We start from the raw sequence: 24,434 nt of genomic DNA on the forward strand, positions 1-24,434 counted from the left end.
CTCATAACCCACGGGCGCCGATGATTTCAATCGAGGAACTGCAGCGCATCACCGATGCGCCGCTGCATTCATGGCTCGGCACGCTGGCCGTGTCCGTCATCGTCTTGCTGGTCGTCACGGTCGTCCACCGTCTCGGCGCACGCATCGTCAAGCGCATCGCGCAGCCATATCCGCTGATGAGCGCGATCCTGCGCTACATCGACAGGCCGTCGCTCGTCGTGCTCGCGCTGCTTGCGCTCGAATTCCTGTGGGTCCAGGCCGACGACGGCATGTCGTTCGTGCGCGGCATGCGCACGGCGGCGGCGGTCGGCTCCATCATTTCGCTCACGTGGCTGCTGGTGCGGCTCGCGGCCGGCGTCGGCGACGCCATCATCCAGGCGCATCCGATCGATACGGCCGACAACCTTCAGGCCCGGCGGATCCATACGCAGGCGAAGGTGCTCGTGCGGACCGTGATGGTGCTGATCGTGATCATCGGCACCGGCGCCGCACTCATGACGTTCCCGAACGTGCGCCAGGTCGGCGCGAGCCTGCTGGCGTCGGCCGGTGTTGCGGGCCTGGTCGCCGGTATCGCCGCGCGGCCGGTGCTCGGCAACCTGATTGCCGGGCTGCAGATCGCGCTGACGCAGCCGATCCGGCTCGACGACGTGGTCGTGATCCAGGGCGAGTGGGGGCGCATCGAGGAAATCACCGGTTCGTTCGTGTCGGTGCGGTTGTGGGACCAGCGGCGCCTCGTCGTGCCGCTGCAATGGATCATCGAGAACCCGTTCACGAACTGGACGCGCAACAGCTCGGAAATCATCGGCACGGTCTACCTGTCGGTCGATTACCGCACGCCGCTTGCGCCGCTGCGCGAGGAACTCGCGCGGCTCGTCCACGCGGCACCCGAGTGGGACGGTCGCGTGCAGGTGCTGCAGGTGACCGACGCGACGGAACGCACGATGCAGTTGCGCGCGCTCGTCAGCGCGGCCGATTCGTCTTCATGCTGGGACCTGCGCTGCCGCGTGCGCGAAGGGTTGATCGCCTACCTGCAGGACCGCTATCCGCAATGCCTGCCGCGCAGCCGGATGGAACTGTATCCGCACGATTGCGCGCCGGACGCACCGAATCCCGAACGGCCGCACGCGCGGTCGCCTGCCGCCAGTACGGCGGCCAATACCGCGGCCGACCCGCAGGCCACCGAAGGCCGCTGACAGCGGCCCGCATGCTCACCGTCCCTCGTCATGACCGCGCTGAACACGCTCGCCATCGCCAATTACCGCTCGCTGCGCGAGCTGATCGTGCCGCTCGCGGCGCTCAACGTCGTCACGGGGCCGAACGGCAGCGGCAAGTCGAGCGTGTACCGCGCCCTGCGGCTGCTCGCCGATACCGCGCAGGGGCGCGTGATCCCTTCGCTGGCCCGCGAAGGCGGGTTGCCGTCGACGCTGTGGGCCGGCCCCGAGCGTTTCTCCCGGGCGATGCTGAACGGCGATGCACCGGTTACCGGCACGGTGCGCAAGGGGCCCGTGAGCCTGAAGCTCGGCTTCGCTTGCGACGATTTCGGTTATTCGATCGATCTCGGCATGCCGACCCCGAGCAGATCGCAGTTTTCGCTCGATCCGGTGGTCAAGCGCGAGTGTATCTGGGGCGGCACGCCGTTACGCCCGTCGACGCTGCTGGTCGACCGGCAGGGCGCGCAGATCCGCGCGCGCACCGCATCGGGCGAATGGCAGACGATTCCGCAGCCGGTGGCCAGCTTCGACAGCATGATGACCGAATTCGCCGATCCGACCGGCGCGCCCGAGATGATCGCGGTGCGCGAGCGGATTCGCTCGTGGCGCTTCTACGATCACTTCCGGACCGATGCGCAGGCGCCGGCGCGGCAGTCGCACATCGGCACCCATACGCCGGTGCTCGCGGACGACGGCGCCGACCTGGCCGCCGCGTTGCAGACGATCCGCGAAATCGGCGACGGCGCGGCACTCGATGCGGCGCTCGACGACGCGTTTCCCGGTGCGTCGATCGAGATCGACAATCCGGGCGGCCGTGGCCGCTTCGACGTACTGATGCGCCAGCCGGGGCTGCTGCGGCCGCTCACGGCGGCCGAACTGTCGGACGGCACGCTGCGCTACCTGCTGCTCGCGGCTGCGCTGCTGACACCGCGGCCGCCGGCGCTGATGGTGCTGAACGAACCGGAGACAAGCCTGCACCCCGATCTGCTGCCGGCGCTCGGCCGCCTGATCGCGCAGGCGGCGCAGCGTTCGCAGGTGCTCGTCGTGTCGCACGCGGCGCGGCTCATCGCGACGCTCGAGCGCGAGGCCGGCTGCGAATCGCTGGTGCTCGACAAGCAGCTCGGTGCGACGCGGCTCGTCGATGCCGATACGCGCGACCTGCCGGCATGGAAGTGGCCGTCGCGCTGACAGGCAGGGTGGCCTGCGTCCGGGCTCGATCGTCGCATCGGGGGGCGGATCGGCCCGACTGGCGGAATGTATCCTGCCTGTAACAACTTCCATAAAATGAAAGACGGGCGGTTCCGGGCGCCGGGATCGCGAATAATGAAGGGATATCCGGCTGGCCCCGTGCCGGCCGGCGCCGCATGGGGGCGAGCGGGGCGCGAAAGCGTAGGGCTCGCCGGCCGTGCCGCAACGGACAGGACACAGGAGACGTGGACCATGAGAATTGCCCAGATCGCGCCGCTGACCGAATCGGTGCCGCCGAAGCTGTACGGCGGCACGGAGCGCGTCGTGTCCTACATCACCGAGGCGCTCGTCGAGCTCGGCCATGATGTGACGCTGTTCGCCAGCGGCGATTCGACGACGCGGGCGAAGCTCGAGCCGGTCTGGCCACGCGCGCTGCGGCTCGACGCGTCGATCCGCGACCGGGTCGCGCCGCACATGCTGCTGATGGAGACGGTCGCGCGCCGGGCGATGGACTTCGACGTGCTCCATTTCCACATGGACTACTACTCGTTCTCGGTCTTCAACCGGCAGGAGACGCCTTACGTGACGACGCTGCACGGCCGGCTCGACCTGCCCGAGCAGCAGCCGGTGTTCGACACGTTCAACACGGCGCCGGTGATCTCGATTTCGAACTCGCAGCGCCAGCCGCTGCCGCAGGCGAAATGGCTGACGACCGTCTACCACGGGCTGCCCGATACGCTGTATATGCCGCAGCCGGTCGAGCCGCGCTACCTCGCGTTCCTCGGCCGCATCTCGCCGGAGAAGCGCGTCGACACGGCGATCCGCATTGCCCGCCAGTGCGGACTGCCGATCAGGATCGCCGCGAAGATCGACGCGGCCGACCAGGAATACTTCGAGCGCGAGATCAAGCCGCTCTTCGCGTTGCCGCACGTCGAATTCATCGGCGAGATCGCGGATCACCAGAAGGCCGAATTCCTGTCGGGCGCGCATGCGCTACTGTTCCCGATCGACTGGCCGGAGCCGTTCGGCCTCGTGATGATCGAGGCGATGTCGTGCGGCACGCCGGTGATTGCGTTCAATCGCGGCGCAGTGCCCGAAGTGGTGGACGAGGGCGTGTCGGGTTTCATCGTCGAGGATGAAATCAGCGCGGTGGCCGCCGTGAACCGGCTGCACCTGCTGCCGCGTGCGCGCGTGCGGCAGCGCTTCGAGGCGCGCTTCACGTCGCGCCGCATGGCGCAGCAGTATGTCGACGTCTACCAGTCGGTGATCCGTGCGCAGAAACGCTCGCGCTTCAAGGTGATCGACTCGACGACCTGACGCGCGTGGCGCACGGCGCGCGCGGATAAAAAAACGGCGATGCCCGCAAGGACATCGCCGTTTGCGCATCGCCCGCGCGCCGTGCGCACGGGCGTTGCGCCAGCGTCAGATCTTCAGCTTCGTGACTTTCGTGCCGTTGATCGACACGTCGCCCATCAGGCCCGCGTTCGTCAGTACGACGACCTGGACCGGTGCGGTGGCCGTGGTCGTGTCGACCGCGCCGTTCGCGCCCATCTTCACGAGCGCGACCGACGCGCCGGCGCCGGCTGCCCAGCCGTCCGAGCCGCGGAATTCGTCGAGCGCTTCCTGCGTCATGAACAGGAACACGATCGCCTTGGACTGTGCACCGGCCTGCAGGCCGACCGACAGCGACGACGTGTTGTAGTAGCCGACCGTGCTGCCGCCAACGCGCAGTGCGCCATTGCCGGACTGGCCGCCGACGATGAAGCCGGCCTGGATGACGTCCGGGAAGACGAGCACGCCGCGCGACTTCGCGACGAGTTCACGCGAACCCTTGACCGTGGAGTACATGCGCGACAGCGTGGCGTCGACGCTCGAGTCGATTGCCTGGCGCTTCGACGCGTTCGTTGCGGCGTTGTCCGGCTTGTCCGGGGTGGTGGTGCAACCGGTGAGCGCGAGGCTACCGACGATGAGCGCCGCGGCGGCTTTCAGCACAAGATTCCGTTTTTGCATCGTTCTTCTCCATCGGATGATGTTCGGAGTGAGTCTCGCTCAGGGAGCGGATCACGTCGGCAGTTATATCACAGCGGATTACAGTCCTTTTTCGTCGCGACGTGAAAAAGCGTCAAATCGCTCGAGGGTGTCGCGGCACGCCAACGGACGAACCGGCGCCCGCGCGCCGACGTCACGTCGGCATGCGGGAAACACGCGGGGGTCGATCGGACTGCGGCGCCTGCCGTGCGCGTCAGTGCGTGACGGGCGGAACAGGCGGCTTGATCGGGGGGCGGCGCAGCGCGCGGCGGATCAGCGCGATCACGACCCCGCACGCGAACAGGAACGCGGCCGGCACGACCCAGTAGCCGACGAACGCGTGCCACAGGTAGCTCGTGAGCGTGCTGCGGCGCACCACGTATTCGTCGCGGGCAGCCTGCTGGCGCGGCGCATTGGCGGCGAGCACATCGGCCGGGCAGCCGGCTGCGCGCGCCTCGTCAGGATCCCCGTGGCACTTCGCGGCGGCGCCGGTTCCCTGCTGCGCGTCGGTGAGCTGCCAGGTGGTCAGCGCGAGCTGCAGGTCTGCATTGTTGTACGCCATTTCCTCGCGGATTTCGCGCACGGCGACGATCGCAACGGGCACGGCCCAGAATACGATCACGATCAGCCAGCGGCGGAACCAGCGGTGTTGTCTCCATGCCATCCATGCCTCCGTTTGACGCGCGTGCGCGTCTGTCTCGAGGGCGGCCCGATGGCGCTTCTTGTACTTGGATGGGCCGCGTTGCAGCCATCATAGAAGAAATCGCGGCGAATTGCCGCACCATGTGGCGACGCCGGCACGGCAAGCCGGGAAAGCGGGGCAGGCGGCGTGGTGAAAGCGCGGGGGCAGGGCGCGTCGATGCGCGTGCAACGAAAACAAAAATGCCGCGCCCGCCGAAGCGGTGCGCGGCATTCGATACGGGAGCGCCGGAACTCAGGCTGCCGGCTGGCTGCTCAGGCAGCTCTTCATGAACGCCTTGCGGTCGTCGCCTTTCTTGCCGGTGGCCTGCGTGTTGCACGCCTTCATCTTGTCCTGCTGCGACATTGCCTTCGCGGGCTTCGCCGACAGGCAGTCCTTCATGAACGCCTTGCGTTCGTCGCCCGTCTTGCCGGCTGCCTGGGTGTTACAGGCTTTCATCTTGTCCTGCTGGCTGTTCGCCGCGAACGCGGGGGAAGCCAGCATGCCGCCGAGAAGCACTGCGGCTACGAGCGATTGGATTTTCATTTCGACACTCCCATGGGGTGAATTGCGTGTTATCGACGCCGTCACGAAGCACCGCGCAATGAAGTTGGGGCCGCATCGCACAGCGCGCTTCGATTATGGCAAATCAATGTGAAAACACCAAAACGGCACTTTCTATAACGTTGCGGACACCACGGCCGTTGACGGCACGTGTTACCGGACGATCGGGATAAACCATGATGATGTGCGGCGGCCAGCCTCGGTCACCGACCGGAACCTGCCGGATCCCGGCCGCGAGCCTTTACAATCGCGGCCATGAATACTCCGAATTCCGCATTCCGTTCGTCCGCGGCGACCCTGCCGCGCATCGCCGTGCTCGCCACCGGCGGCACGATCGCCGGCGCCGCGCCCGACGCGGCCAGCACGGCCGGCTACCAGGCCGGCGCGCTCGGCGTCAATTTGCTGGTCGACGCGGTGCCGGCGCTCGCGTCCATCGCGCGCATCGACGCCGAGCAGATCGCCAGCATCGACAGCAAGGATCTCGCGCCGCCGCTGTGGAATACGCTCGCCGCGCGGATCGACACGCTGATGGCCGATCCGGCGGTCGACGGCATCGTGATCACCCATGGCACCGACACGCTCGAGGAAACCGCGTATGCGCTGCACCTGGTCGTCAACGGCGACAAGCCGGTCGTGCTGACGGCCGCGATGCGCCCGGCGACCGCACTGTCGTCCGACGGCCCGCTGAACCTGCTGAACGCCGTGACGGTGGCCGCGCATCCGTCCGCGCGCGGGCAGGGCGTGCTGGTCGCGTTCAACAACCGGATCCATGGCGCGCGCGACGTCGTGAAGACGAGCACCTATGCGGTCGACGCGTTCCAGTCGCCGGAACTCGGCGCACTCGGCTGGGTGCAGGACGGCCGGGTCGAATTCGCGCGCCGCGTCACGCGTTCGCGCGACACGCAACTGGCGATCGCCGCCGCGTGGCCGCCCGTCGAAGTTGTCGCGAGCTACGCGGGCGTGACGCGGACGGCTGTCGACGCGCTCGTCGCGGCCGGCGTGCGCGGACTCGTCGTCGCGGGCACGGGCAACGGCTCGATCCATGCGACGCTGCAGGCGGCGCTGGCCGATGCGGTGAACGCAGGTGTCGCGGTGGTTCGCGCGTCGCGCGTCGGGTCGGGGCACGTGATGCGCAACGGCGCTGCGAACGACGATGCGCTCGGCTTCGTGAGCGCAGGGTCGCTGAACCCGTTCAAGGCACGCGTGCTGCTGATGCTCGCGCTCGCGAACGGCATTCATGGCCGCGACGAACTGCAGCGCATGTTCGATGCGTTGTAACCGGCGGATTGATCCGCGCAGCCCGGGTCGCCGCGCGTCACCATGAAAAAAGCAGGCCGATGGCCTGCTTTTGTCGTATCAGTCCGGCGACAATGCTCAGGACTGCGGCGGAATCACGAGCTTCTGGCCCGGGTAGATCCGGTCCGGGCTCGACAGCATCGGCTTGTTCGCCTCGAAGATCGCCGGGTACTTGTTCGCGTCGCCATAGACTTCCTTGGCGATCGCCGACAGCGTGTCGCCCGGCTTCACGTCGTGGTACTGCACTTCCGGATCGTCCGGTTGCAGATCGTCGTCGTTGACGCCCGCGACACCCTGCACGTTGCCGGCCGCGACCTTGACCTTGGCCTTCGTGTCGAGGTCGGCGACGCTGCCCGACAGCGTCACGGTGCGCGATGCGCCGTCGAACGCGACGGTCAGGTTCGACGTATCGAGACCCTGCGTGTTGATGTAGTTCTTGATGGCATCGGCCGCGGTCTGGTTTGCGGCATTCGGATCTTCCGCTGCTTGCGCATCGGCATGACCCAGCAGTTTTTCACCCGCCTCTTTGATAAACGAAAGAAGACCCATCGTTGCACTCCTTAGGTGGTTGAAAAGAAAACGCGCCATGAAGTGGCGAAAAAAACACCGCGCTGGGCGCGGTCACCGGAGGTGGCCGCAAGCGCGGCGGCTTTCTCGAAAGGCGTGGCGAAAGTGTAGGCGTTCATGACGACGATTGCATGAAAAATCGCGCGCTTGAACGTAAAGAAATGTAATACGCGAAATCCGACAGGCGGACACCCGACGACGACGTCTGACCGACCAAGGCTTCCCCGGCGTCGCCGGGTGCCGCTGCGGACCCCACCACGCCGCTCTCAGCCCAGAGCGGCGTTTTTCGCCCCGTTCCGCATGCCGTTGGCAGTGCAGGGCGGGGCGCCCCACCGTGATGCGCGAGCGTGCCGCGCATCGATGCGACCGGCCGGGCCGGTCACGTATGTCCGTCGCGCGCCTCCGCGATCGCAGCGGAAACGCGCATCGCCGCAGCCGCGTCAAGCGTCCGGCGTCTGGCCGATCTCGAAGTTCGACATGATCTCGAGCGCACGCACGAGTGCCGAGTGATCCCATGCCTTGCCGCCGTGCGATGCACACACGCTGAACAACTGCTGCGCGCTGGCCGTGTGCGGCAGTGCGAGGCCGAGCTTGCGCGCGCCGTCGAGCGCGAGGTTCAGGTCCTTCTGGTGCAGTTCGATGCGGAAGCCCGGATCGAACGTGCGCTTCGTCATCCGCGCGCCGTGCACTTCGAGGATGCGCGATGCGGCGAAGCCGCCCATCAGCGCCTGGCGCACGCGCTCCGGATCGGCACCCGAACGTGCGGCAAACAGCAGCGCTTCGCCGACCGCCTCGATGTTCAGCGCGACGATGATCTGGTTCGCGACCTTGCAGGTCTGGCCCGCGCCGTTGTCGCCGACGAGCGTGATGTTCTTGCCCATCTTCTCGAACAGCGGCCTGGCGCGCTCGAATGCCGCCTCCGGGCCGCCGACCATGATTGTCAGCGTCGCTTCGCGTGCACCGACTTCGCCGCCGGACACCGGCGCGTCGAGGTAGTCGCAGCCGAGTGCGTTGATCTGCTTCGCGAATTCCTGCGTGTCGAGCGGCGAGATCGAGCTCATGTCGATCACGAGCTTGCCGGCCGTCAGGCCCTTCGCGACGCCGTCGTCGGCGAGCAGCACGTTACGCACGTCCGGTGTATCCGGCACCATCGAGATGATGATGTCCGCGTTCCGAGCGACTTCGGTCGAGTTCGCGACGACCTTCGCGCTCGCGCGCAGGTCGTCCGGGATCGGGAACGCTCCGTTCACGACGAGCTGGTGGTCGCCCTTGAGCAGGTTGCGCGCCATGTGCGCGCCCATGATGCCGAGGCCGATGAAACCGATGGTTGCCATGTGAAAGTCTCCTATGGGGCTGAAAACGGGAAGGGCGCTACTCAGGCTGCGCGACGCGCGGAGCCCGGTGCGCAGCCGGCGACGCCTTGCAGCCAGCCGAGGCCTTCCGTCGTGGTGGTGCGGGGCTTGTACTCGCAGCCGACGTAGCCGGCATAGCCGAGCCGGTCGAGCAGCGCGAACAGGAACGCGTAATTGATCTCGCCCGTGCCCGGCTCGTTGCGGCCCGGGTTGTCCGCGAGCTGGACGTGGCCGATCGAAGCGAGGTTGCGTTCGATCGTCGCGGCCAGTTCGCCTTCCATGCGCTGCATGTGATAGATGTCGTACTGCAGGAACAGGTTGTCCGAGCCGACCGCACGGATCACGTCGAGCCCCTCCGACGAGCGGTTCAGCGCGAAGCCCGGGATATCGAAGCTGTTGCACGGCTCGACGAGCAGGCGGATGCCTTCGCGCTTGAGCGCGTCGGCGGCAAAGCGCAGGTTGTCGACGATCGTGACGAACGTCTTGTCGCGCGCCGTGCTGGCCGACGGGATGCCGACGAGGCAGTTCAACTGCGGCACCTTCAGCGCCTTCGCGTACTCGATCGCACGGCCGACCCCTTCCTGGAATTCGCCGACGCGATCGGGCAGGCACGCGATGCCGCGCTCGCCCTGGTCCCAGTTGCCCGCGGGCAGGTTGTGCAGCACGAGGCGCAGGCGATGCGTCTCGAGTCGCTCGGCGAGCTCCTCTTTCGCGTATGGGTACGGGAACAGGAACTCGACGGCGTCGAAGCCCGCGTCGGCGGCCGCCTTGAAGCGGTCGAGGAACGGCACTTCGTTGAACAGCATGGTCAGGTTTGCAGCAAACTTCGGCATGAGCTAAGCCTCTTCGGTCGGTCAGTCAAAAAATGTCGTGCGGTTCAGTCGAGCATCGAGATCGCGGTCGGTGCGTGCTCGGCCTTTTCGGCGAGATCCTCGAATTCGTTGATCGCGTCGATTTCGGCGCCCATCGAGATGTTCGTCACGCGCTCGAGGATCACTTCCACGACCACCGGCACGCTGAACTCCTCCGCGAGCGTTTGCGCCTGACGCAGCGCCGGCTCGATCTCTTCCGGCTTGAACACGCGCAGCGCCTTGCAGCCGAGGCCTTCCGCGACGGCCACGTGGTCGACGCCATAACCGTTCAGTTCCGGCGCGTTCACGTTGTCGAACGCGAGCTGCACGCAGTAGTCCATGTCGAACGCACGTTGCGCCTGGCGGATCAGCCCGAGGTACGAGTTGTTCACGACGACGTGCACGTACGGCAGCTTGAACTGCGCGCCGGCAGCCAGTTCCTCGATCATGAACTGGAAGTCGTAGTCGCCGGACAGCGCGACGATCGGGCGGCTCGGGTCGGCCGCACGCACGCCGAGCGCGGCGGGAATCGTCCAGCCGAGCGGGCCGGCCTGGCCGCAGTTGATCCAGTTGCGCGCCTTGAACACGTGCAGGAACTGCGCGGCGGCGATCTGCGACAGGCCGATCGTGCTGACGTAGCAGGTATCGCGGCCGAACACCTTGTTCATCTCTTCGTACACGCGCTGCGGCTTGACCGGCACGTTGTCGAAGTGCGTCTTGCGCTGCAGCGTACGCTTGCGTTCCTGGCATTCCGAGACCCATGCGCTGCGGTCCTTCAGCTTGCCGGCGGCCTGCCATTCCTGCGCGACGGCGACGAACAGTTCCAGCGCGGCCTTCGCGTCCGACACGATGCCGAGATCCGGGCCGAACACGCGGCCGATCTGCGTCGGTTCGATGTCGACGTGCACGAACTTGCGGCCCTTCGTGTAGACCTCGACGCTGCCCGTGTGGCGGTTCGCCCAGCGGTTGCCGATGCCGAGCACGAAGTCGGACGCGAGCATCGTCGCGTTGCCGTAGCGGTGCGACGTCTGCAGGCCGACCATGCCGGCCATCAGCGGGTGGTCGTCCGGAATCGCGCCCCACGACATCAGCGTCGGGATCACCGGCACGCCGGTCGTTTCGGCGAACTGGACGAGCAGGTCTTCGGCCGCCGCGTTGAGCACGCCGCCGCCCGACACGATCAGCGGCTTGTCCGCGTCGTTGAGCATCGCGAGCGCCTTCTCGATCTGCGCGCGGGTGGCCGCGGGCTTGTAGACCGGCAGCGGTTCATACGTGTCGATGTCGAATTCGATTTCGGCGAGTTGCACGTCGATCGGCAGGTCGACCAGCACCGGGCCCGGACGGCCCGAGCGCATCAGGTGGAATGCCTGCTGGAACACGCGCGGCACCAGCGCCGGCTCGCGCACGGTGACGGCCCACTTCGTGACGGGCTTGGCGATGGATTCGATGTCGACGGCCTGGAAGTCTTCCTTGTACAGCCGGGCACGCGGTGCCTGGCCGGTGATCGCGAGGATCGGAATCGAGTCGGCCGATGCGGAGTACAGACCCGTGATCATGTCGGTGCCGGCGGGGCCCGACGTGCCGATGCACACGCCGATGTTGCCCGGGGCCGCACGCGTGAAGCCTTCGGCCATGTGCGACGCGCCTTCGACGTGGCGTGCCAGCACGTGGCTGATGCCCCCCGACTTGCGCATCGCGGAGTAGAACGGGTTGATTGCCGCACCCGGCACGCCGAACGCGGTCTGGATGCCTTCTTTCTCGAGCACGAGCACAGCGGCGTCGACGGCTCTCATCTTGGCCATGAATGTCTCCTTGAATGGGGTGGATCTTGCAAATGGGTCTGTTGGGGACACTTTAGGGATGCAGGAAAGGTTTGATAAGATCCGCCGAAGTCGCTTTTTTCGAAACTAAAAGTATGGAATGACGGCGGGGCGAGGCTGTTCGCCGGTGCCGGAACAGAGACGGAGACGGGAGATGGATCGCTTCAAGCAGATCGAGACGTTCGTGCGGGTGGCCGATGCCGGCAGCCTCGCGGCGGCGGCGCTCGAGGAGGGCGTGTCGCCGGTGGTGCTCGGGCGGCGCATCGACGCGCTCGAAAAGCGTCTCGGCGTGAAGCTGATGTACCGCTCGACTCGGCGGCTGGTGGTCAGCGAGGAGGGCGCCGCGTTCCTCGAGCGTTGCCGCGGTCTCCTGTCGGAATGGGACCAGGCCGAGAACGAGCTGGCCGCCGGGCGCCGCGCGGTCAGCGGGCACCTGATCGTGTCCGCGCCGGCCGCGTTCGGGCGCAAGCACGTCGCGCCGCACGCCCCCGGCTTTCTGGCCGACAAGCCCGAGATGCAGCTGTCGTTCAACCTGACCGACCGTGTCGTCGATCTCGTGCGCGAAGGCTACGACCTGTCGATCCGGATCGGCGGTGCCGTCGATCCGAACTTCGTCGCGGTGAAGCTGGCGTCGAACCGGCGCGTCGTGTGCGGCACGCCCGAGTATTTCCGCCGGCACGGCCGGCCGAAGTCACTCGACGACCTGCTCAAGCACAACTGCCTCGCGTTCAACCTGCAGGGGGGGCAGAACCGCGGCTGGTATTTCCAGCGCCACGGCAAGATCGCGACGATGCGCGTCGCGGGCAATCTCGACTGCAACGACGGCGAGTTGCTGCACCGCTGGGTGGCCGAGGGCCTGGGGCTCGGCTGGCGCTCGACGTGGGAAATCGCCGCGCAGCTCGAGACGGGCGAGCTCGAAACCGTGCTCGACGAGTATGCATTGCCCGACTACGACATCCTCGCGGTCTACCCGCAGCAGCGCTACGTGCCGGCTCGCGTGCGCTACTTCATCGACTACCTGCGCGCCGCTTACGCGAGCCCCGGCTACTGGAGCACCACGCCGTAACCGGCGCGGACGGCCCCGGCCACGGGGCCGCCCGGCGTTTTTTTACGCTTCGGGCGCGCGGCGCGGGAATAAACTCGACGCAACGACGGTAAGGTCATCGAGCGCGCGCGTTGCCGGTCTGTCCGGGCACCGTGCGCGGAACGGGTGCGGCTTCGGCCGCCGGGACCAGGGAGGCCATGTGGGGCAAGGCGGACAGGCGGTCGATGAGCGGTCGGCGGACGACGCGGTTGCGCGCGGCGAGCGGTTTCGCGCGCTCGTGCTGCCGCATCTCGACGCCGCGTACAACCTCGCGCGCTGGCTGAGCGGTAGCGCCGGCGATGCGGACGACGTCGTCCAGGACGCGTGCATGCGCGCACTGCGCTTCGTCGATTCGTGTCGCGGCGACAACGCGCGGCCGTGGCTGCTGACGATCGTGCGCCACACCTGGTACACGGAATGGCGGCGCCGCACGCATGCGCACGAGGTCGCGCTGCCCGACACGCTGGACGACACCGACGTGCCCGACGACTGGCAACCGGCGACCGAGGATCCGCTCGCGCACCTGCTGCGCGGCGAGAACGTGCGGCTCGTGAATGAAGCGCTCGCGAAGCTGCCGCCCGAATACCGCGAGGTGCTGGTGCTGCGCGAGATGGAAGACCTGAGCTATCGCGAGATCGCGGCGATCGCAGATGTGCCGGTCGGCACGGTGATGTCGCGGCTCGCACGTGGCCGGCGCAAGCTCGCCGCGCTGCTGGGCGGCGCGCCGGCACCGGCGGCCGAAGGCAGGCCGGGCCGTACGCCGGCGGGCGGAACCGCATCGGAGGCTATCGATGGACTGTAACGAAGCGCGAGCGTTGCTGGACGCGGACGTCGACCGCGAGCTGTCGGCGCCCGACGCGTTGCGGGTCCAGCAGCATGTCGAAGGGTGCGAAGCGTGCCGCCGTGAACGCGCGCGGATCGTCACGCTGGTTCAGGCCGTGCGTCAGGCCGACTATCACTGTGCGCCGGATGCGCTGCGGGCGAGCATCCTCGCGAGCCTGCCGGCAGCGGCCGATGCGACTGCACGCGAGCGGGCGCGGGTGGAGCCGCAGCCCGAACCGCGGTCACGGCCGCAGCCGCGTCCGCGTGGCCGCCGCTGGTTCTCGTGGCTGACGGATCAAGGCGCAGCGACACGCCCGGCGCCTGCCGGTGCGGGGCCGCGGGTCGCCGCGCTGCCCGGCCTCGGCTGGGGTGTCGCACTGCTGGTGGCGCTCGCGGCGGCGGGCGGGATGGCATTGTCGGCGCGTCACGCCGACACCGACCGCACGGTCGACGAACTCGTGTCGAGCCACGTGCGGGCCGACCTGTCGGCGCGCGACATCGACGTGATCTCGACCGACCGGCACACGGTCAAGCCGTGGTTCAACGGCCGGCTCGACTACGCGCCGCCGGTCGAGGATCTCGCGGCGGACGGCTTCGCGCTGGTCGGCGGCCGGCTCGACTACGTCGGGCGGCGCCGCGTCGCGGTGCTCGTCTACCGTTACCGGCAGCACGTGATCGACGTCTACGTGCGGCCGGCCGGCGAAGGGCCGGGCACGCCGTACGCGACCGTGTCGCAGGGTTATGCGCTCGACCGCTGGGACGCGGCCGGGATGACGTGGTGGGCCGTGACCGACGCCGAGCCGCCGGCGCTCGCGGCGTTCAGGACCGCGCTCGATGCGCGGCTCGCCGGTACGCGTACCGAGTGACGGCGCGGCGGCGGCCTGCGGGCCCGCCGTGCGTTTCTGTTCCGACCCTGACCAGTAAAAGAACCGAAGAGCGGCCTGCCTGGCCGGGTTCGCCTCTTCAAGTCTTTGAAAACATGGCCGAATCCGCGCGCGAATCGTCGATTGGCCTTGCATGCGCCCCGTATCCGGGTTAGAATCTTCGGCTTCTCACTTGCCACACCGGTTCAGACGCCCGGGTGGCTTCAATCCACAAGGAGTGTGTAATGCGTCATTACGAAATCGTATTCATCGTGCACCCCGATCAAAGCGAGCAAGTGCCCGCGATGATCGAGCGTTACAAGACCACGATCACGTCGCACGGCGGTCAGATCCACCGTGTCGAAGACTGGGGCCGTCGCCAACTGGCCTACATGATCGAGAAACTCGCGAAGGCTCACTACGTCTGCATGAACATCGAGTGCGACCAGACGACGCTCGACGAACTCGAACACGCGTTCAAGTTCAACGACGCCGTGCTGCGTCACCTCATCGTCAAGATGAAGAAGGCCGAAACCGGCCCGTCGCCGATGATGAAGGAAGTTCAGCGCGAAGAAGCCAAGAAGGCGGCTGCAGCTCAGCCGACCGAAGCGCAGGCTTAAGTTCGTCATTCATTAAGCCATCAAGGAGCGCGTCACTCACGTGAACAGGTTGCAATTGACGGCAAGCGTCGTCGAACGCGCACCGGTGCGATATACGCCGGCTGGTGTTCCGATCGCAAGCGCCACATTGCATCACCGCACGGAAGTCGTCGAAGCAGGCATTCCCCGTCAGGTCGAAATGACGATCGAGGCGGTGGCGGCCGGTGAGGCGAGCGGCAGGCTGGAGAGTCGTGAAATGGGCGTCGAAACGCTGTTCACGGGCTTCCTGGCAAAGAAGAGCCGCAACGCGAGAACCTTGGTGTTTCACATCACAGCATTGCAGGACATTGGAAAGGACTGAAATCATGCCCCGCCCGACTGGTAAGAAATTCGACAAGCGTCGTCAGCAACAAAACCCGCTCTTCAAGCGCAAGAAGTTCTGCCGCTTCACGGCTGCAGGCGTCGAGCAGATCGACTACAAGGACACGGAAACGCTGAAGGACTTCATCGGCGAAAACGGCAAGATCACGCCGGCTCGTCTGACGGGTACGAAGGCGCACTATCAGCGTCAGCTGGATACGGCCATCAAGCGTGCGCGTTTCCTCGCGCTGCTGCCGTACACCGATCAGCACAAGGCGTAATCAGGCGACGCAATAAGGAGAATTCGAATGCAAATCATTCTGTTGGAAAAAGTCGCCAATCTGGGTAACCTCGGCGACATCGTCAAGGTCAAGGACGGTTACGCTCGCAACTTCCTGATCCCGAACCGCAAGGCTCGCCGTGCAACGAAGGAAGCGATCGCCGAATTCGAAGTTCGCCGCGCTGAACTCGAAAAGATCGCCGCTGAAAAGCTGGCGGCATCGCAGGCAGTCGGCGAGAAGCTGAACGGCCAGTCGTTCGAAATCACGCAGAAGTCGGGCGTTGACGGCCGTCTGTTCGGCTCGGTCACGAACGGCGACGTCGCGGAACTGCTGAAGAAGGCAGGTTTCGAAGTCGAGAAGCTGCAAGTTCGCATGCCGGAAGGCCCGCTGAAGATGATCGGCGAGCACAACGTCCAGGTCGCGCTGCATACGGACGTCGTCGTCGACGTCACGATCAACGTGATCGGCGACCACGCGTAAGCGTACGCAAGCTTTCCGGGCGGCTTCCGCCGTCCGGACAAGGGCAGGCGTCCGGGCAACCGGGGCCTGCCTTTTTTATTGCCTGCTCGCCGGCGACCGTCTCTCTGGCGTCGTCGTAGGTTATTCGCGATAATCCCAACCCATGAACGCGCCGCAAGATCCTCAAATCGAATCGCTGAAAGTCCCGCCGCACTCGGTCGAAGCCGAACAATCGGTGCTCGGCGGCCTGTTGCTCGACAACGCGGCCTGGGACCGGATTGCCGACTTCCTGTCGCAGGGTGATTTCTACCGCTACGACCACCGGATCATCTACGAGCACATCGGTCGCCTGATCGCGTCGACGCGCCCGGCCGACGTCGTGACCGTGTACGAAGCGCTGACCACGTCCGGCAAGGCCGACGACGTCGGGGGGCTTGCGTACCTCAACGCCCTCGCACAGAACACGCCGAGCGCGGCGAACATCCGCCGCTATGCGGAAATCGTGCGCGACCGCGCGGTGCTGCGCCGGCTCGTGTCGGTCGCCGACGAGATCTCGGCCGATGCGTTCAACCCGCAGGGCAAGGAAGTCCGCCAACTGCTCGACGAGGCGGAGTCGAAGGTGTTCTCGATCGCCGAAGAGGGCGCGCGCGGCAACCAGGGCTTCCTCGAGATCGGCCCGCTGCTCACGCAGGTCGTCGAGCGCATCGATACGCTGTACCACACGGCGAACCCGAGCGACGTCACGGGCACGCCGACGGGCTTCGTCGACCTCGACCGGATGACGTCCGGGATGCATGGCGGCGAACTGATCATCGTCGCAGGGCGTCCGTCGATGGGTAAGACGGCGTTCTCGATGAACATCGGCGAATACGTGGCGGTTGAGTACGGGTTGCCGGTCGCGGTGTTTTCGATGGAAATGCCGGGCACCCAGCTCGTGATGCGTATGCTCGGTTCGATCGGCCGGCTCGACCAGCACCGGATGCGGACGGGCCGCCTGACCGACGAGGATTGGCCGAAACTGACGCACGCCGTGCAGAAGATGAGCGAGGCGCAGCTCTTCATCGACGAAACGGGCGGCCTGAATCCGATGGAATTGCGCTCGCGCGCGCGGCGTCTTGCGCGGCAATGCGGCAAGCTCGGCCTGATCATCGTCGACTACCTGCAGCTGATGTCGGGTTCGTCGCAGGGCGAGAACCGCGCGACCGAAATCTCGGAAATCTCGCGATCGCTGAAGAGCCTGGCGAAGGAGCTCGACGTGCCGGTGATCGCGCTGTCGCAGCTTAACCGCGGCCTCGAACAGCGTCCGAACAAACGTCCGGTGATGTCGGATTTGCGCGAATCAGGCGCAATCGAACAGGACGCGGACGTGATTCTGTTCATTTACCGTGACGAAGTTTACAACCCGGACAGCCCCGACAAGGGCACGGCCGAAATCATCATCGGCAAGCAGCGTAACGGTCCGATCGGCCCCGTTCGGCTCACGTTCCTGGGGCAATACACGAAGTTCGACAACTTTGCAGGGGCGCAGACGTTCTACGGCGAGTAACGCCGGTTGTAAAGCCCTAAATCGCCAAACGTTGTATCCAATCCCGGCGCGCGCATGTGCGCGCGTCGCGGCGCGACCGAAAACGGTACAATGTCGCCCGTTTTCGTGACAGTAGTTTGACAATCTCTCAGGAATCCCATGTTCGGTCGATTCATGCCCACCGAGGGCAAGTTCTTTGAACTCTTCAACGCGCACGCGAAGCACATCGTTTCCGGTGGCCGCGAGCTCGAACTGCTGATCGACAATCTCGCCGACGCCGAGATTCACAAGCAAAACGTGCAAACCGCCGAGAAGGCCGCCGACAAGCTCACGCACGAGGCGATCGATCTTCTGCACAAGACTTTCATCACGCCGCTCGATCGCGACGAGATCCACAAGCTGATCACGACGATGGACGACATCCTCGACCTGATGGAGGACGTCGCGACCGCCGTGTCGCTGTACGACGTCCGTTCCGTCACGTCGGAAGCGAGCCAGCTCGCGCACATCGTCACGCAGTCGGCCCAGCACGTGCAGCAGGCGGTCGGGTTGCTGTCCGACATGAAGCAGTCGGCGCAGATCCTCAAGCAGTGCGAGGAGATCGACCGCTGGGAGTCGGAGGCCGATCGCGTGCTGCGCGCGGCAATGTCGAAGCTGTTCCGCGAGGAAGATGACGTGAAGACGCTCATCAAGCTGAAGGCGATCTACGAGCTGCTCGAAGAGATCACCGACAAGTGCGAGGACGTCGCAAACATCATCGAAGGCATCGTGCTGGAAAACGCCTGAGCGGACCACGATGCATTCGATACAACTTGCCCTATGGATGGTCGCGACGCTGGTGCTCGTCGCGCTCGTATTCGACTTCATGAATGGCTTTCACGACGCGGCGAACTCGATTGCCACCGTCGTGTCGACCGGGGTGCTGAAGCCCCAGCAGGCCGTCGTGTTCGCGGCGGCGTTCAACGTCATCGCGTATTTCATCTTCCACCTGAAAGTCGCGCAGACCGTCGGTAAAGGCACGATCGATCCCGAGATCGTCGACCACTACGTCGTGTTCGGTGCGCTGGTCGGTGCGATCGGCTGGAACGTGATCACGTGGTACTACGGGATTCCGTCGAGTTCGTCGCATGCGCTGATCGGTGGCCTGGTCGGCGCCGCGCTCGCCAAGTCGGGCTGGAGTTCGCTGAATATCGACGGGCTGCTGAAGACCATCGCATTCATCTTCATCTCGCCGCTGCTCGGTTTCATCCTCGGCTCGCTGTTCATGCTCGGCGTGTCGTGGCTGTATTTCCGCACCGCGCCCAGCAAGGTCGACCGGCGCTTCCGCCGGCTGCAACTGCTGTCGGCCGGGCTGTACAGCCTGGGCCACGGCGGCAACGACGCGCAGAAGACGATCGGCATCATCTGGATGCTGCTGATCGCGTCGGGCTATGCGTCGGCGACCGCCGATGCGCCGCCGGCGTGGGTGATCGGCGCGTGCTACCTGTCGATGGGCCTTGGCACGCTGTTCGGCGGCTGGCGCATCGTGCGCACGATGGGCCAGAAGATCACGAAGCTCAAGCCGGTCGGTGGTTTCTGTGCGGAAACCGGCGGCGCGATGACGCTGTTCCTCGCCTCGTTCCTCGGCATTCCGGTGTCGACCACGCACACGATCACCGGCGCGATCGTCGGCGTCGGCGCGACGCAGAAGCTGTCGGCCGTGCGCTGGGGCGTGGCCGGCAACATCGTGTGGGCATGGGTGCTGACGCTGCCCGCGGCTGCGTTGTTCGCGGCCGGTGGATGGTGGCTCGGCCACCGGATCTTCTGATCGCCGATACTGTCGAGCAGACATGACATGCGCCGCAAGCCGAAAGGCTGCGGCGCATTTTCATTTGGCGTGCGGGAATGGGCGGCGAATGGCGGGTGCAGTCGCGGGCGGGTGCAGGCGGGGGCGAAGCGGGCTAGTAGCTTCCGTTCGCGAATCGGGCAATCGGATCGTCCGCGGTGGCAGTGCGCGGGCTGACGGGCGCAGATTGGGTCGACGCACGCCATACCTGAACAGGGGCGGGCTCGATACTGCGCGGTGACGCCGCGGCGGTGGCGGGCGGCGGTTCCGCATCGAAAGCCGCGGCCTCGGCGGCAGTCAGCGCCGTCGTCGGAATCTGCGTGCCGACTTCGGCCGGGCCGGCCGGTGCGGCATTCGCCGTGATTGCAGTGGTGCCCGTGCCGTCATTCACGGATGTAGCCTGCTGCTCAGCCGTCTGCATGCGCGGCGGCGGCGCTTCATACGGGTCGGCCGACGCGGCTGCGAGGGCAACCGCTGCGGTCGATACGACCGGCGCGGCCGGCGTGACCGGTGCAGGTGCCCGGGGCGCGGCAGTTCGTGACGACGCATAGGCCGGCTGTCGCGGCGCGGCGGCGGTCACGACCACGGGAGCGGGCGCAACGACCGGCGCGCTGCGCGGCTCGTCACGCTTCGCCTCGTAGGTCGGCGCATCGAACGGCGTAGGCGCCTCGCGTGGCGGCGCGACGCGGCGAATGCCGTCGAAACGCTTGGCCCAATAGGGGTTCGTCAGGTAGTCGAGCCGCACGGTGCCGCCCGTCGACGGTGCGTTGACGAAGCGCAGCTTGCCGACATAGATGCCGACGTGCGAATGCGGCCGCCCGGTCGTATTGAAGAAGATCAGGTCGCCCGGTGCGATCTGGTCGGGCTCGATCGATACGCCGCGGCCGCTCATGTCGGCCGTCGTGCGCGGCAGGTTCACGTCAGCCGCACGGCCGATCACGTAGCGCACGAGCCCGCTGCAGTCGAAGCCGCTCGTCGGGGTATTGCCGCCCCAGCGATACGGGACGCCGACGAGGCTCATTGCCTGGATCGAGATTTCTTCCTGGCCGACGCTGTGATCGACGAACTTCGGGAAATTGGCGGGGGCGGGGAACGCACGTGGCGTCGTGATCTTCATGCCCGAGGCGGGGCGCGATGCCGACTGCGGCGGCACGCTGGAGCAGGCCGCAAGCAGTGACACGACAACAACGGGAACCCAGATTCGAAGCATGGCAAGGCGGGCAAGCGCGGCGCGCTCGCGAATCGTATGACAACGGATAGACCCGATGGTAGACGCTCTGGCGGGGCTTAAGCAACCGTTCTTGAGAATTTACTTGAAGTTTCGCGCGTAAACCGGGTTGTTGCGTGACGATGTGTTACCTGCGTTTTCGACCCCAAATAAAAACGGCGCTCCGGAAACGGAGCGCCGCGATGCGTCGAAAGCCGGCCGGGCGGCCGGCCTGTCGCGTTACAGGATGTCCGACGCGTAGTCGGCGAGCCGCGAGCGTTCACCGCGCGCGAGCGTCACGTGGCCGCTGTGGCCCCAGCCCTTGAAGCGATCGACGACGTACGTGAGACCCGAACTGCCTTCGGTCAGGTAAGGCGTGTCGATCTGTGCGATGTTGCCGAGGCACACGATCTTCGTACCCGGGCCCGCGCGCGTGACGAGCGTCTTCATCTGCTTCGGCGTCAGGTTCTGCGCCTCGTCGATGATCAGGTACTTGTCGACGAACGTGCGGCCGCGCATGAAGTTCATGCTCTTCACCTTCAGGCGCGAACGGATCAGTTCCTGCGTCGCGGCACGACCCCATTCGCCGGCCGCGTCGTCGGTCTTCTGCAGCACTTCGAGGTTGTCGTCGAATGCACCCATCCACGGCTGCATCTTCTCTTCCTCGGTGCCGGGCAGGAACCCGATGTCCTCGCCGACGGGCACGGTCGCGCGCGTCACGATGATCTCGTTGTAGCGCTTGTCGTCGAGCACCTGCGCGAGGCCGGCCGCGAGCGCGACGAGCGTCTTGCCGGTGCCGGCCTGGCCGAGCAGCGTGACGAAGTCGATCTCGGGGTTCATCAGCAGGTTCAGTGCGAAGTTCTGCTCGCGGTTGCGCGCGGTGATGCCCCACACGTTGTTCTTGTGGTGGCTGTAGTCGCGCAGCGTCTGCAGCAGCGCCGTCTTGCCGTTCAGCTCGCGGACGATCGCGTGGAATGTCGGCTCGCCGTTCTGCGGCTCGAGATAGACGAACTCGTTGACGAGCATCGACGCGACGAGCGGGCCGGTCACGCGGTAGTACGTGGTGCCCGTCTTCGTATCCTGCCAGCTCTCCATGCCCTTCGCGTGCTTGGTCCAGAAGTCCTGCGGCAGTTCGCGCACGCCGTTGTACAGGAGATCCGAGTCCTCGAGGACCTGGTCGTTGAAGTAGTCTTCCGCGGGCAGGCCGAGCGCGTGCGCCTTGATCCGCATGTTGATGTCTTTCGACACCAGCACGACCTGGCGGTCGGGGCGGTCGCGCTGCAGCGCGCGCACGACGCCGAGGATCTGGTTGTCGGCCTTGCCTTCGGGCAAGCCTTCGATCGGCGCGATGTCGGCAAGCTTCGTCTGGAAGTACAGGCGACCGAGCGCCTCGCGGCTGCCGAGGCGCGACAGCGGAATGCCGGCCGTGATCGCGCCGGCATCGGCGACGAGCGCGTCGAGCGTACGGCTGACCTGGCGTGCGTTGCGCGCGACTTCGGACATCCCCTTCTTGTGGTTGTCGAGTTCCTCGAGCGTCATCATCGGCAGATAGACGTCGTGTTCCTCGAAGCGGAAGAGGCTGCTCGGGTCGTGCATCAGCACGTTGGTGTCGAGCACGAACAGTTTCTGCAGTTCGGCGTCGGCGGGCTTGCGGCCGCGCGATTTTGTCGCCGCGCCGGCATCGCGCGCGGGGGCGGCGGCCGGTTTGTCGGCGGCCGGCCGGTCGTTGCGCGCGACGACCGGCGCCGCGGGTTCGGCGGGCGCCGGCATCGGCTGCAACAGTGCGGCCGTCTGTCTGGTCTTGCGGCCGCGTGCGGGTGCGCTCGCGGCATCTTGCGCCGAAGACGCGACGGCGCGCAGCGGCGCGGCCGTGTTCGCGGCTTCGATCATCGGTTGGGCCACGCTGGCCGGACCATAGTCACCGGCTGTGGATGCGTCCCCTTCGGCGGATTTCTTCGCGGCTTTCGCGGGCCGCGCTTTCGCCTTGTATTCGTCGGGCGGCAGCAGGCTGCCGAGCTTGCTGGGGGGAGTAGGCAAAGGCATGGTGTCCCTCGGGAGGAATCGTGTCGCAAGGCGTGCGCCGCTGATCGCATCCTGCGTGACGTAGACGCATGCAGTTTGCGCGCGGTGGCGCACAGGAAGTTCGTCTAGCCGGTTCGCCTAAGTGTCGATCAGCTCCTTGACGGGGTGAGGGCCGGACCGAAGGCCGGCGCGCAATCCATAAAAAAAGCCGCTGCCCCGTCGACAGGGACATGCGGCTCGGCTGATACCGTCGTGATGCGCGTCAGGTGCCGGGAAGCGTCGCATCGGGCACCGGCGCAGCTACGAGAAATATGGGGCGAACTGGCATTCATTGCGGCCCAATATAACGCGCCTCAAAGCGCTTGTACAGCACTTAGCACGTCGTCCACGTGACCCGGCACCTTGATGCCGCGCCATGCCTGGCGAAGCACGCCGTCGGCGTCGATCAGGAACGTCGAGCGCTCGATTCCGCGCACTTCCTTGCCATACATTTTCTTCATCTTGATGACATCGAACAGCGCGCACAGCGCTTCGTCGGCATCGGAAATCAGCGGGAACGGCAGTTCGAGCTTTGCCTTGAAATTGTCATGCGAGCGCAGGCTGTCGCGCGACACGCCGATGACTTCCGCACCGGCTTTCTTGAACTTCGGATAGAGATCGCGGAACTGCAGCCCTTCGGTCGTGCAGCCCGGCGTGTTGTCCTTCGGATAGAAGTACAGCACGAGCTTCTTGCCCTTCAGGTCGGACAGCGAAATGTCGCCGCCCGTGGCCGGTGCGGTGAAATCGGGAACTTGACGGTCAACTTCGACAGACACGTGTTTCTCCTGTTGTTATGCAAAGGCGCCGCGGCGGCGGCGCGGTTCGGCGGGGCGTCGCGGCAACGCCGCAAGAATGCGGCGGGCGACGCCGGCTCGCGCGCGAACTCAGTCGGGCTGGACGATCAGTTCGCCGGAGCGGCCGGGGATTTCGCCCCACGTGACAGGGTACGATGGCAGCGAGTCGCGGTCCAGCGTCGCGTGGTAGTCGCCCATCGTCGCAAACGTGTGGCCCTGCGCGCGCCAGCCGGCGAGCAGTTGTTCGAACACGGGCGCGAGCTTCTGGCCTTCCAGTTCCGCATGCAGCGTGAACACCTGGTCGTGCGGATTGGTTTCGGTGAACTTGAGGATGTGCGCGGCGACGTTGTGCGTGTCGACGCCGTCGATGCCGAGCACTTCGTCGAGCGTGGGCAGCGTCGTCGGCATCTGCACGTGCGACAGCGTGCGGCCGTTGACGACGGGCAGGTACGGCGAATGGCCGCGGCCGTCGGATGCGTAGCGCATCCCCCATGCGTCGATCTGCTCGAACGCGGAATCGTTCATCTGCCAGCCGGCCGCGCCGTGCGTGACGGGCGGCGCGCCGAACACCTCGATGAAGCGCGCGTGGCTCTTCTGCATTTCACGCGCAGTCCAGTCGCGATCCCGCGCGCGGACGTTGTCCTGCCAGTACACGTGATCCCACGTGTGGATCCCGCATTCGAAGCCGGCCTCGTGGATCGCGCGCATGTCGGCGATCGCGCGGCGGCCGATGTCGGGGCCCGGCAGCAGCACGCCGTACATCAGCTGCTTCACGCCGTAGTGCTCGACCACCGACGTGCGCGACACCTTCTTCAGGAAGCCGGGGCGGAACACGCGCCGCAGCGCCCAGCCCGTGTGATCGGGGCCGAGGCTGAAGAGGAAGGTCGCGCGCGCATTGAAGCGGTCGAAGATGCGCGCGAGGTTCGGCACGCCTTCGCGCGTGCCGCGCAGCGTGTCGACGTCGATCTTGAGGACGATGCGAGCCAAGCGAACGTCCC

At 66.2% G+C, this 24,434-nt stretch carries 26 protein-coding genes and 1 pseudogene; 15 read left to right on the plus strand and 12 right to left on the minus strand.

Annotated elements, in window-relative coordinates; genetic code table 11:
* The first annotated feature begins 20 nt into the window (after nucleotides 1-20).
* The 3 genes from HWX39_RS20150 (at nucleotide 21) to HWX39_RS20160 (ending at nucleotide 3,716) form a co-directional block, all read left to right on the plus strand.
* Nucleotides 21-1,193 (plus strand): mechanosensitive ion channel domain-containing protein, encoded by a 1,173-nt coding sequence (locus HWX39_RS20150; RefSeq protein WP_175969681.1) that lies wholly within the window; start codon nucleotides 21-23, stop codon nucleotides 1,191-1,193.
* A gap of 30 nt (nucleotides 1,194-1,223) precedes the next feature.
* Nucleotides 1,224-2,399, plus strand: coding sequence for an AAA family ATPase (locus HWX39_RS20155; protein ID WP_175969682.1), 1,176 nt, complete (start codon nucleotides 1,224-1,226; stop codon nucleotides 2,397-2,399).
* Nucleotides 2,400-2,651: 252 nt separating this feature from the next.
* Nucleotides 2,652-3,716: a glycosyltransferase family 4 protein gene (locus HWX39_RS20160; RefSeq protein ID WP_175969683.1), complete on the plus strand. Its 1,065-nt coding sequence runs from the start codon at nucleotides 2,652-2,654 to the stop codon at nucleotides 3,714-3,716.
* Nucleotides 3,717-3,821: 105 nt separating this feature from the next.
* Here HWX39_RS20160 and HWX39_RS20165 read toward each other — a convergent pair whose 3' ends face one another.
* From HWX39_RS20165 to HWX39_RS20175, 3 genes are all read right to left on the minus strand, one after another.
* Complete coding sequence (locus HWX39_RS20165; RefSeq protein ID WP_039367021.1) at nucleotides 3,822-4,409, minus strand: YSC84-related protein; 588 nt, start codon at nucleotides 4,407-4,409, stop codon at nucleotides 3,822-3,824.
* A gap of 232 nt (nucleotides 4,410-4,641) precedes the next feature.
* The gene (locus tag HWX39_RS20170) at nucleotides 4,642-5,091 is read right to left on the minus strand and encodes a hypothetical protein (protein WP_175969684.1); all 450 of its coding nucleotides are present in this window, start codon (nucleotides 5,089-5,091) and stop codon (nucleotides 4,642-4,644) included.
* A 270-nt stretch (nucleotides 5,092-5,361) separates the two neighbouring features.
* Complete coding sequence (locus HWX39_RS20175; protein ID WP_166965838.1) at nucleotides 5,362-5,652, minus strand: PsiF family protein; 291 nt, start codon at nucleotides 5,650-5,652, stop codon at nucleotides 5,362-5,364.
* Between the two features lie 273 nt (nucleotides 5,653-5,925).
* Between HWX39_RS20175 and HWX39_RS20180 the strand changes: the two genes are divergently transcribed.
* The gene (locus tag HWX39_RS20180; RefSeq protein ID WP_175969685.1) at nucleotides 5,926-6,948 is read left to right on the plus strand and encodes an asparaginase; all 1,023 of its coding nucleotides are present in this window, start codon (nucleotides 5,926-5,928) and stop codon (nucleotides 6,946-6,948) included.
* 96 nt (nucleotides 6,949-7,044) lie between these two features.
* Here the strand turns inward: HWX39_RS20180 and lysM are convergent, their stop codons facing one another.
* The 5 genes from lysM to gcl all read right to left on the minus strand — a co-directional run bounded on the left by lysM (nucleotide 7,045) and on the right by gcl (nucleotide 11,538).
* Nucleotides 7,045-7,515 (minus strand): peptidoglycan-binding protein LysM, encoded by a 471-nt coding sequence (lysM, locus tag HWX39_RS20185; protein WP_021162125.1) that lies wholly within the window; start codon nucleotides 7,513-7,515, stop codon nucleotides 7,045-7,047.
* Between the two features lie 11 nt (nucleotides 7,516-7,526).
* Nucleotides 7,527-7,652 (minus strand): hypothetical protein, encoded by a 126-nt coding sequence (locus HWX39_RS36675; RefSeq protein WP_279613096.1) that lies wholly within the window; start codon nucleotides 7,650-7,652, stop codon nucleotides 7,527-7,529.
* Nucleotides 7,653-7,973: 321 nt separating this feature from the next.
* Nucleotides 7,974-8,882, minus strand: a complete 909-nt coding sequence (locus tag HWX39_RS20195) for a 2-hydroxy-3-oxopropionate reductase (RefSeq protein WP_347879584.1) — start codon at nucleotides 8,880-8,882, stop codon at nucleotides 7,974-7,976.
* A 26-nt stretch (nucleotides 8,883-8,908) separates the two neighbouring features.
* Nucleotides 8,909-9,718: a hydroxypyruvate isomerase gene (gene hyi / locus HWX39_RS20200; protein ID WP_039367004.1), complete on the minus strand. Its 810-nt coding sequence runs from the start codon at nucleotides 9,716-9,718 to the stop codon at nucleotides 8,909-8,911.
* Between the two features lie 44 nt (nucleotides 9,719-9,762).
* Complete coding sequence (gcl, locus tag HWX39_RS20205) at nucleotides 9,763-11,538, minus strand: glyoxylate carboligase (RefSeq protein WP_175969687.1); 1,776 nt, start codon at nucleotides 11,536-11,538, stop codon at nucleotides 9,763-9,765.
* 172 nt (nucleotides 11,539-11,710) lie between these two features.
* On the opposite strand from gcl, the gene HWX39_RS20210 reads away from it, so the two are divergent.
* From HWX39_RS20210 to HWX39_RS20255, 10 genes are all read left to right on the plus strand, one after another.
* The gene (locus HWX39_RS20210; protein ID WP_085039475.1) at nucleotides 11,711-12,622 is read left to right on the plus strand and encodes a LysR family transcriptional regulator; all 912 of its coding nucleotides are present in this window, start codon (nucleotides 11,711-11,713) and stop codon (nucleotides 12,620-12,622) included.
* Nucleotides 12,623-12,800: 178 nt separating this feature from the next.
* Entirely contained in the window at nucleotides 12,801-13,442 is a 642-nt protein-coding gene (locus HWX39_RS20215; protein ID WP_175969688.1) for an RNA polymerase sigma factor, read from the plus strand.
* Entirely contained in the window at nucleotides 13,432-14,328 is an 897-nt protein-coding gene (locus HWX39_RS20220; protein WP_175969689.1) for an anti-sigma factor, read from the plus strand. Before HWX39_RS20215 ends, HWX39_RS20220 begins: the two co-directional genes overlap by 11 nt.
* Before the next feature lie 242 nt (nucleotides 14,329-14,570).
* Nucleotides 14,571-14,945, plus strand: a complete 375-nt coding sequence (rpsF, locus tag HWX39_RS20225; RefSeq protein WP_006402295.1) for a 30S ribosomal protein S6 — start codon at nucleotides 14,571-14,573, stop codon at nucleotides 14,943-14,945.
* A gap of 40 nt (nucleotides 14,946-14,985) precedes the next feature.
* Nucleotides 14,986-15,285 (plus strand): primosomal replication protein N, encoded by a 300-nt coding sequence (gene priB / locus HWX39_RS20230; RefSeq protein ID WP_011657069.1) that lies wholly within the window; start codon nucleotides 14,986-14,988, stop codon nucleotides 15,283-15,285.
* Nucleotides 15,286-15,289: 4 nt separating this feature from the next.
* The gene (gene rpsR / locus HWX39_RS20235; RefSeq protein ID WP_006486248.1) at nucleotides 15,290-15,565 is read left to right on the plus strand and encodes a 30S ribosomal protein S18; all 276 of its coding nucleotides are present in this window, start codon (nucleotides 15,290-15,292) and stop codon (nucleotides 15,563-15,565) included.
* 27 nt (nucleotides 15,566-15,592) lie between these two features.
* Nucleotides 15,593-16,045 carry a 50S ribosomal protein L9 gene (gene rplI / locus HWX39_RS20240; RefSeq protein ID WP_021156519.1) on the plus strand — a complete coding sequence of 151 codons (453 nt, stop codon included), beginning with the start codon at nucleotides 15,593-15,595 and terminating at the stop codon, nucleotides 16,043-16,045.
* A 142-nt stretch (nucleotides 16,046-16,187) separates the two neighbouring features.
* The gene (locus tag HWX39_RS20245) at nucleotides 16,188-17,570 is read left to right on the plus strand and encodes a replicative DNA helicase (protein WP_006486249.1); all 1,383 of its coding nucleotides are present in this window, start codon (nucleotides 16,188-16,190) and stop codon (nucleotides 17,568-17,570) included.
* A 138-nt stretch (nucleotides 17,571-17,708) separates the two neighbouring features.
* A complete protein-coding gene (locus tag HWX39_RS20250; RefSeq protein WP_034188683.1) occupies nucleotides 17,709-18,335 on the plus strand; it encodes a DUF47 domain-containing protein in 627 nt (208 codons plus the stop codon).
* Nucleotides 18,336-18,345: 10 nt separating this feature from the next.
* Nucleotides 18,346-19,356: an inorganic phosphate transporter gene (locus tag HWX39_RS20255; protein WP_011354200.1), complete on the plus strand. Its 1,011-nt coding sequence runs from the start codon at nucleotides 18,346-18,348 to the stop codon at nucleotides 19,354-19,356.
* A gap of 133 nt (nucleotides 19,357-19,489) precedes the next feature.
* Here HWX39_RS20255 and HWX39_RS20260 read toward each other — a convergent pair whose 3' ends face one another.
* Together HWX39_RS20260 and HWX39_RS20265 are read right to left on the minus strand one after the other, a co-directional pair.
* Entirely contained in the window at nucleotides 19,490-20,584 is a 1,095-nt protein-coding gene (locus HWX39_RS20260) for a C40 family peptidase (protein ID WP_175969690.1), read from the minus strand.
* Between the two features lie 237 nt (nucleotides 20,585-20,821).
* Nucleotides 20,822-22,624, minus strand: coding sequence for a PhoH family protein (locus HWX39_RS20265; RefSeq protein WP_175969691.1), 1,803 nt, complete (start codon nucleotides 22,622-22,624; stop codon nucleotides 20,822-20,824).
* On the opposite strand from HWX39_RS20265, the pseudogene HWX39_RS36840 reads away from it, so the two are divergent.
* Nucleotides 22,526-22,764 (plus strand): annotated as a pseudogene (locus HWX39_RS36840) (hypothetical protein); the annotation flags it as partial. The gene HWX39_RS20265 and the pseudogene HWX39_RS36840 overlap by 99 nt on opposite strands.
* Nucleotides 22,765-22,956: 192 nt before the next feature.
* Here the strand turns inward: HWX39_RS36840 and HWX39_RS20270 are convergent.
* Both HWX39_RS20270 and HWX39_RS20275 read right to left on the minus strand, forming a co-directional pair.
* Entirely contained in the window at nucleotides 22,957-23,418 is a 462-nt protein-coding gene (locus tag HWX39_RS20270; RefSeq protein WP_006756046.1) for a peroxiredoxin, read from the minus strand.
* Nucleotides 23,419-23,526: 108 nt separating this feature from the next.
* A complete protein-coding gene (locus HWX39_RS20275) occupies nucleotides 23,527-24,423 on the minus strand; it encodes a polysaccharide deacetylase family protein (RefSeq protein WP_089425589.1) in 897 nt (298 codons plus the stop codon).
* Nucleotides 24,424-24,434: the final 11 nt, after the last annotated feature.

This window comes from Burkholderia sp. BCC0322 (genome assembly GCF_902833045.1).
Taxonomy (GTDB): Bacteria; Pseudomonadota; Gammaproteobacteria; order Burkholderiales; family Burkholderiaceae; genus Burkholderia.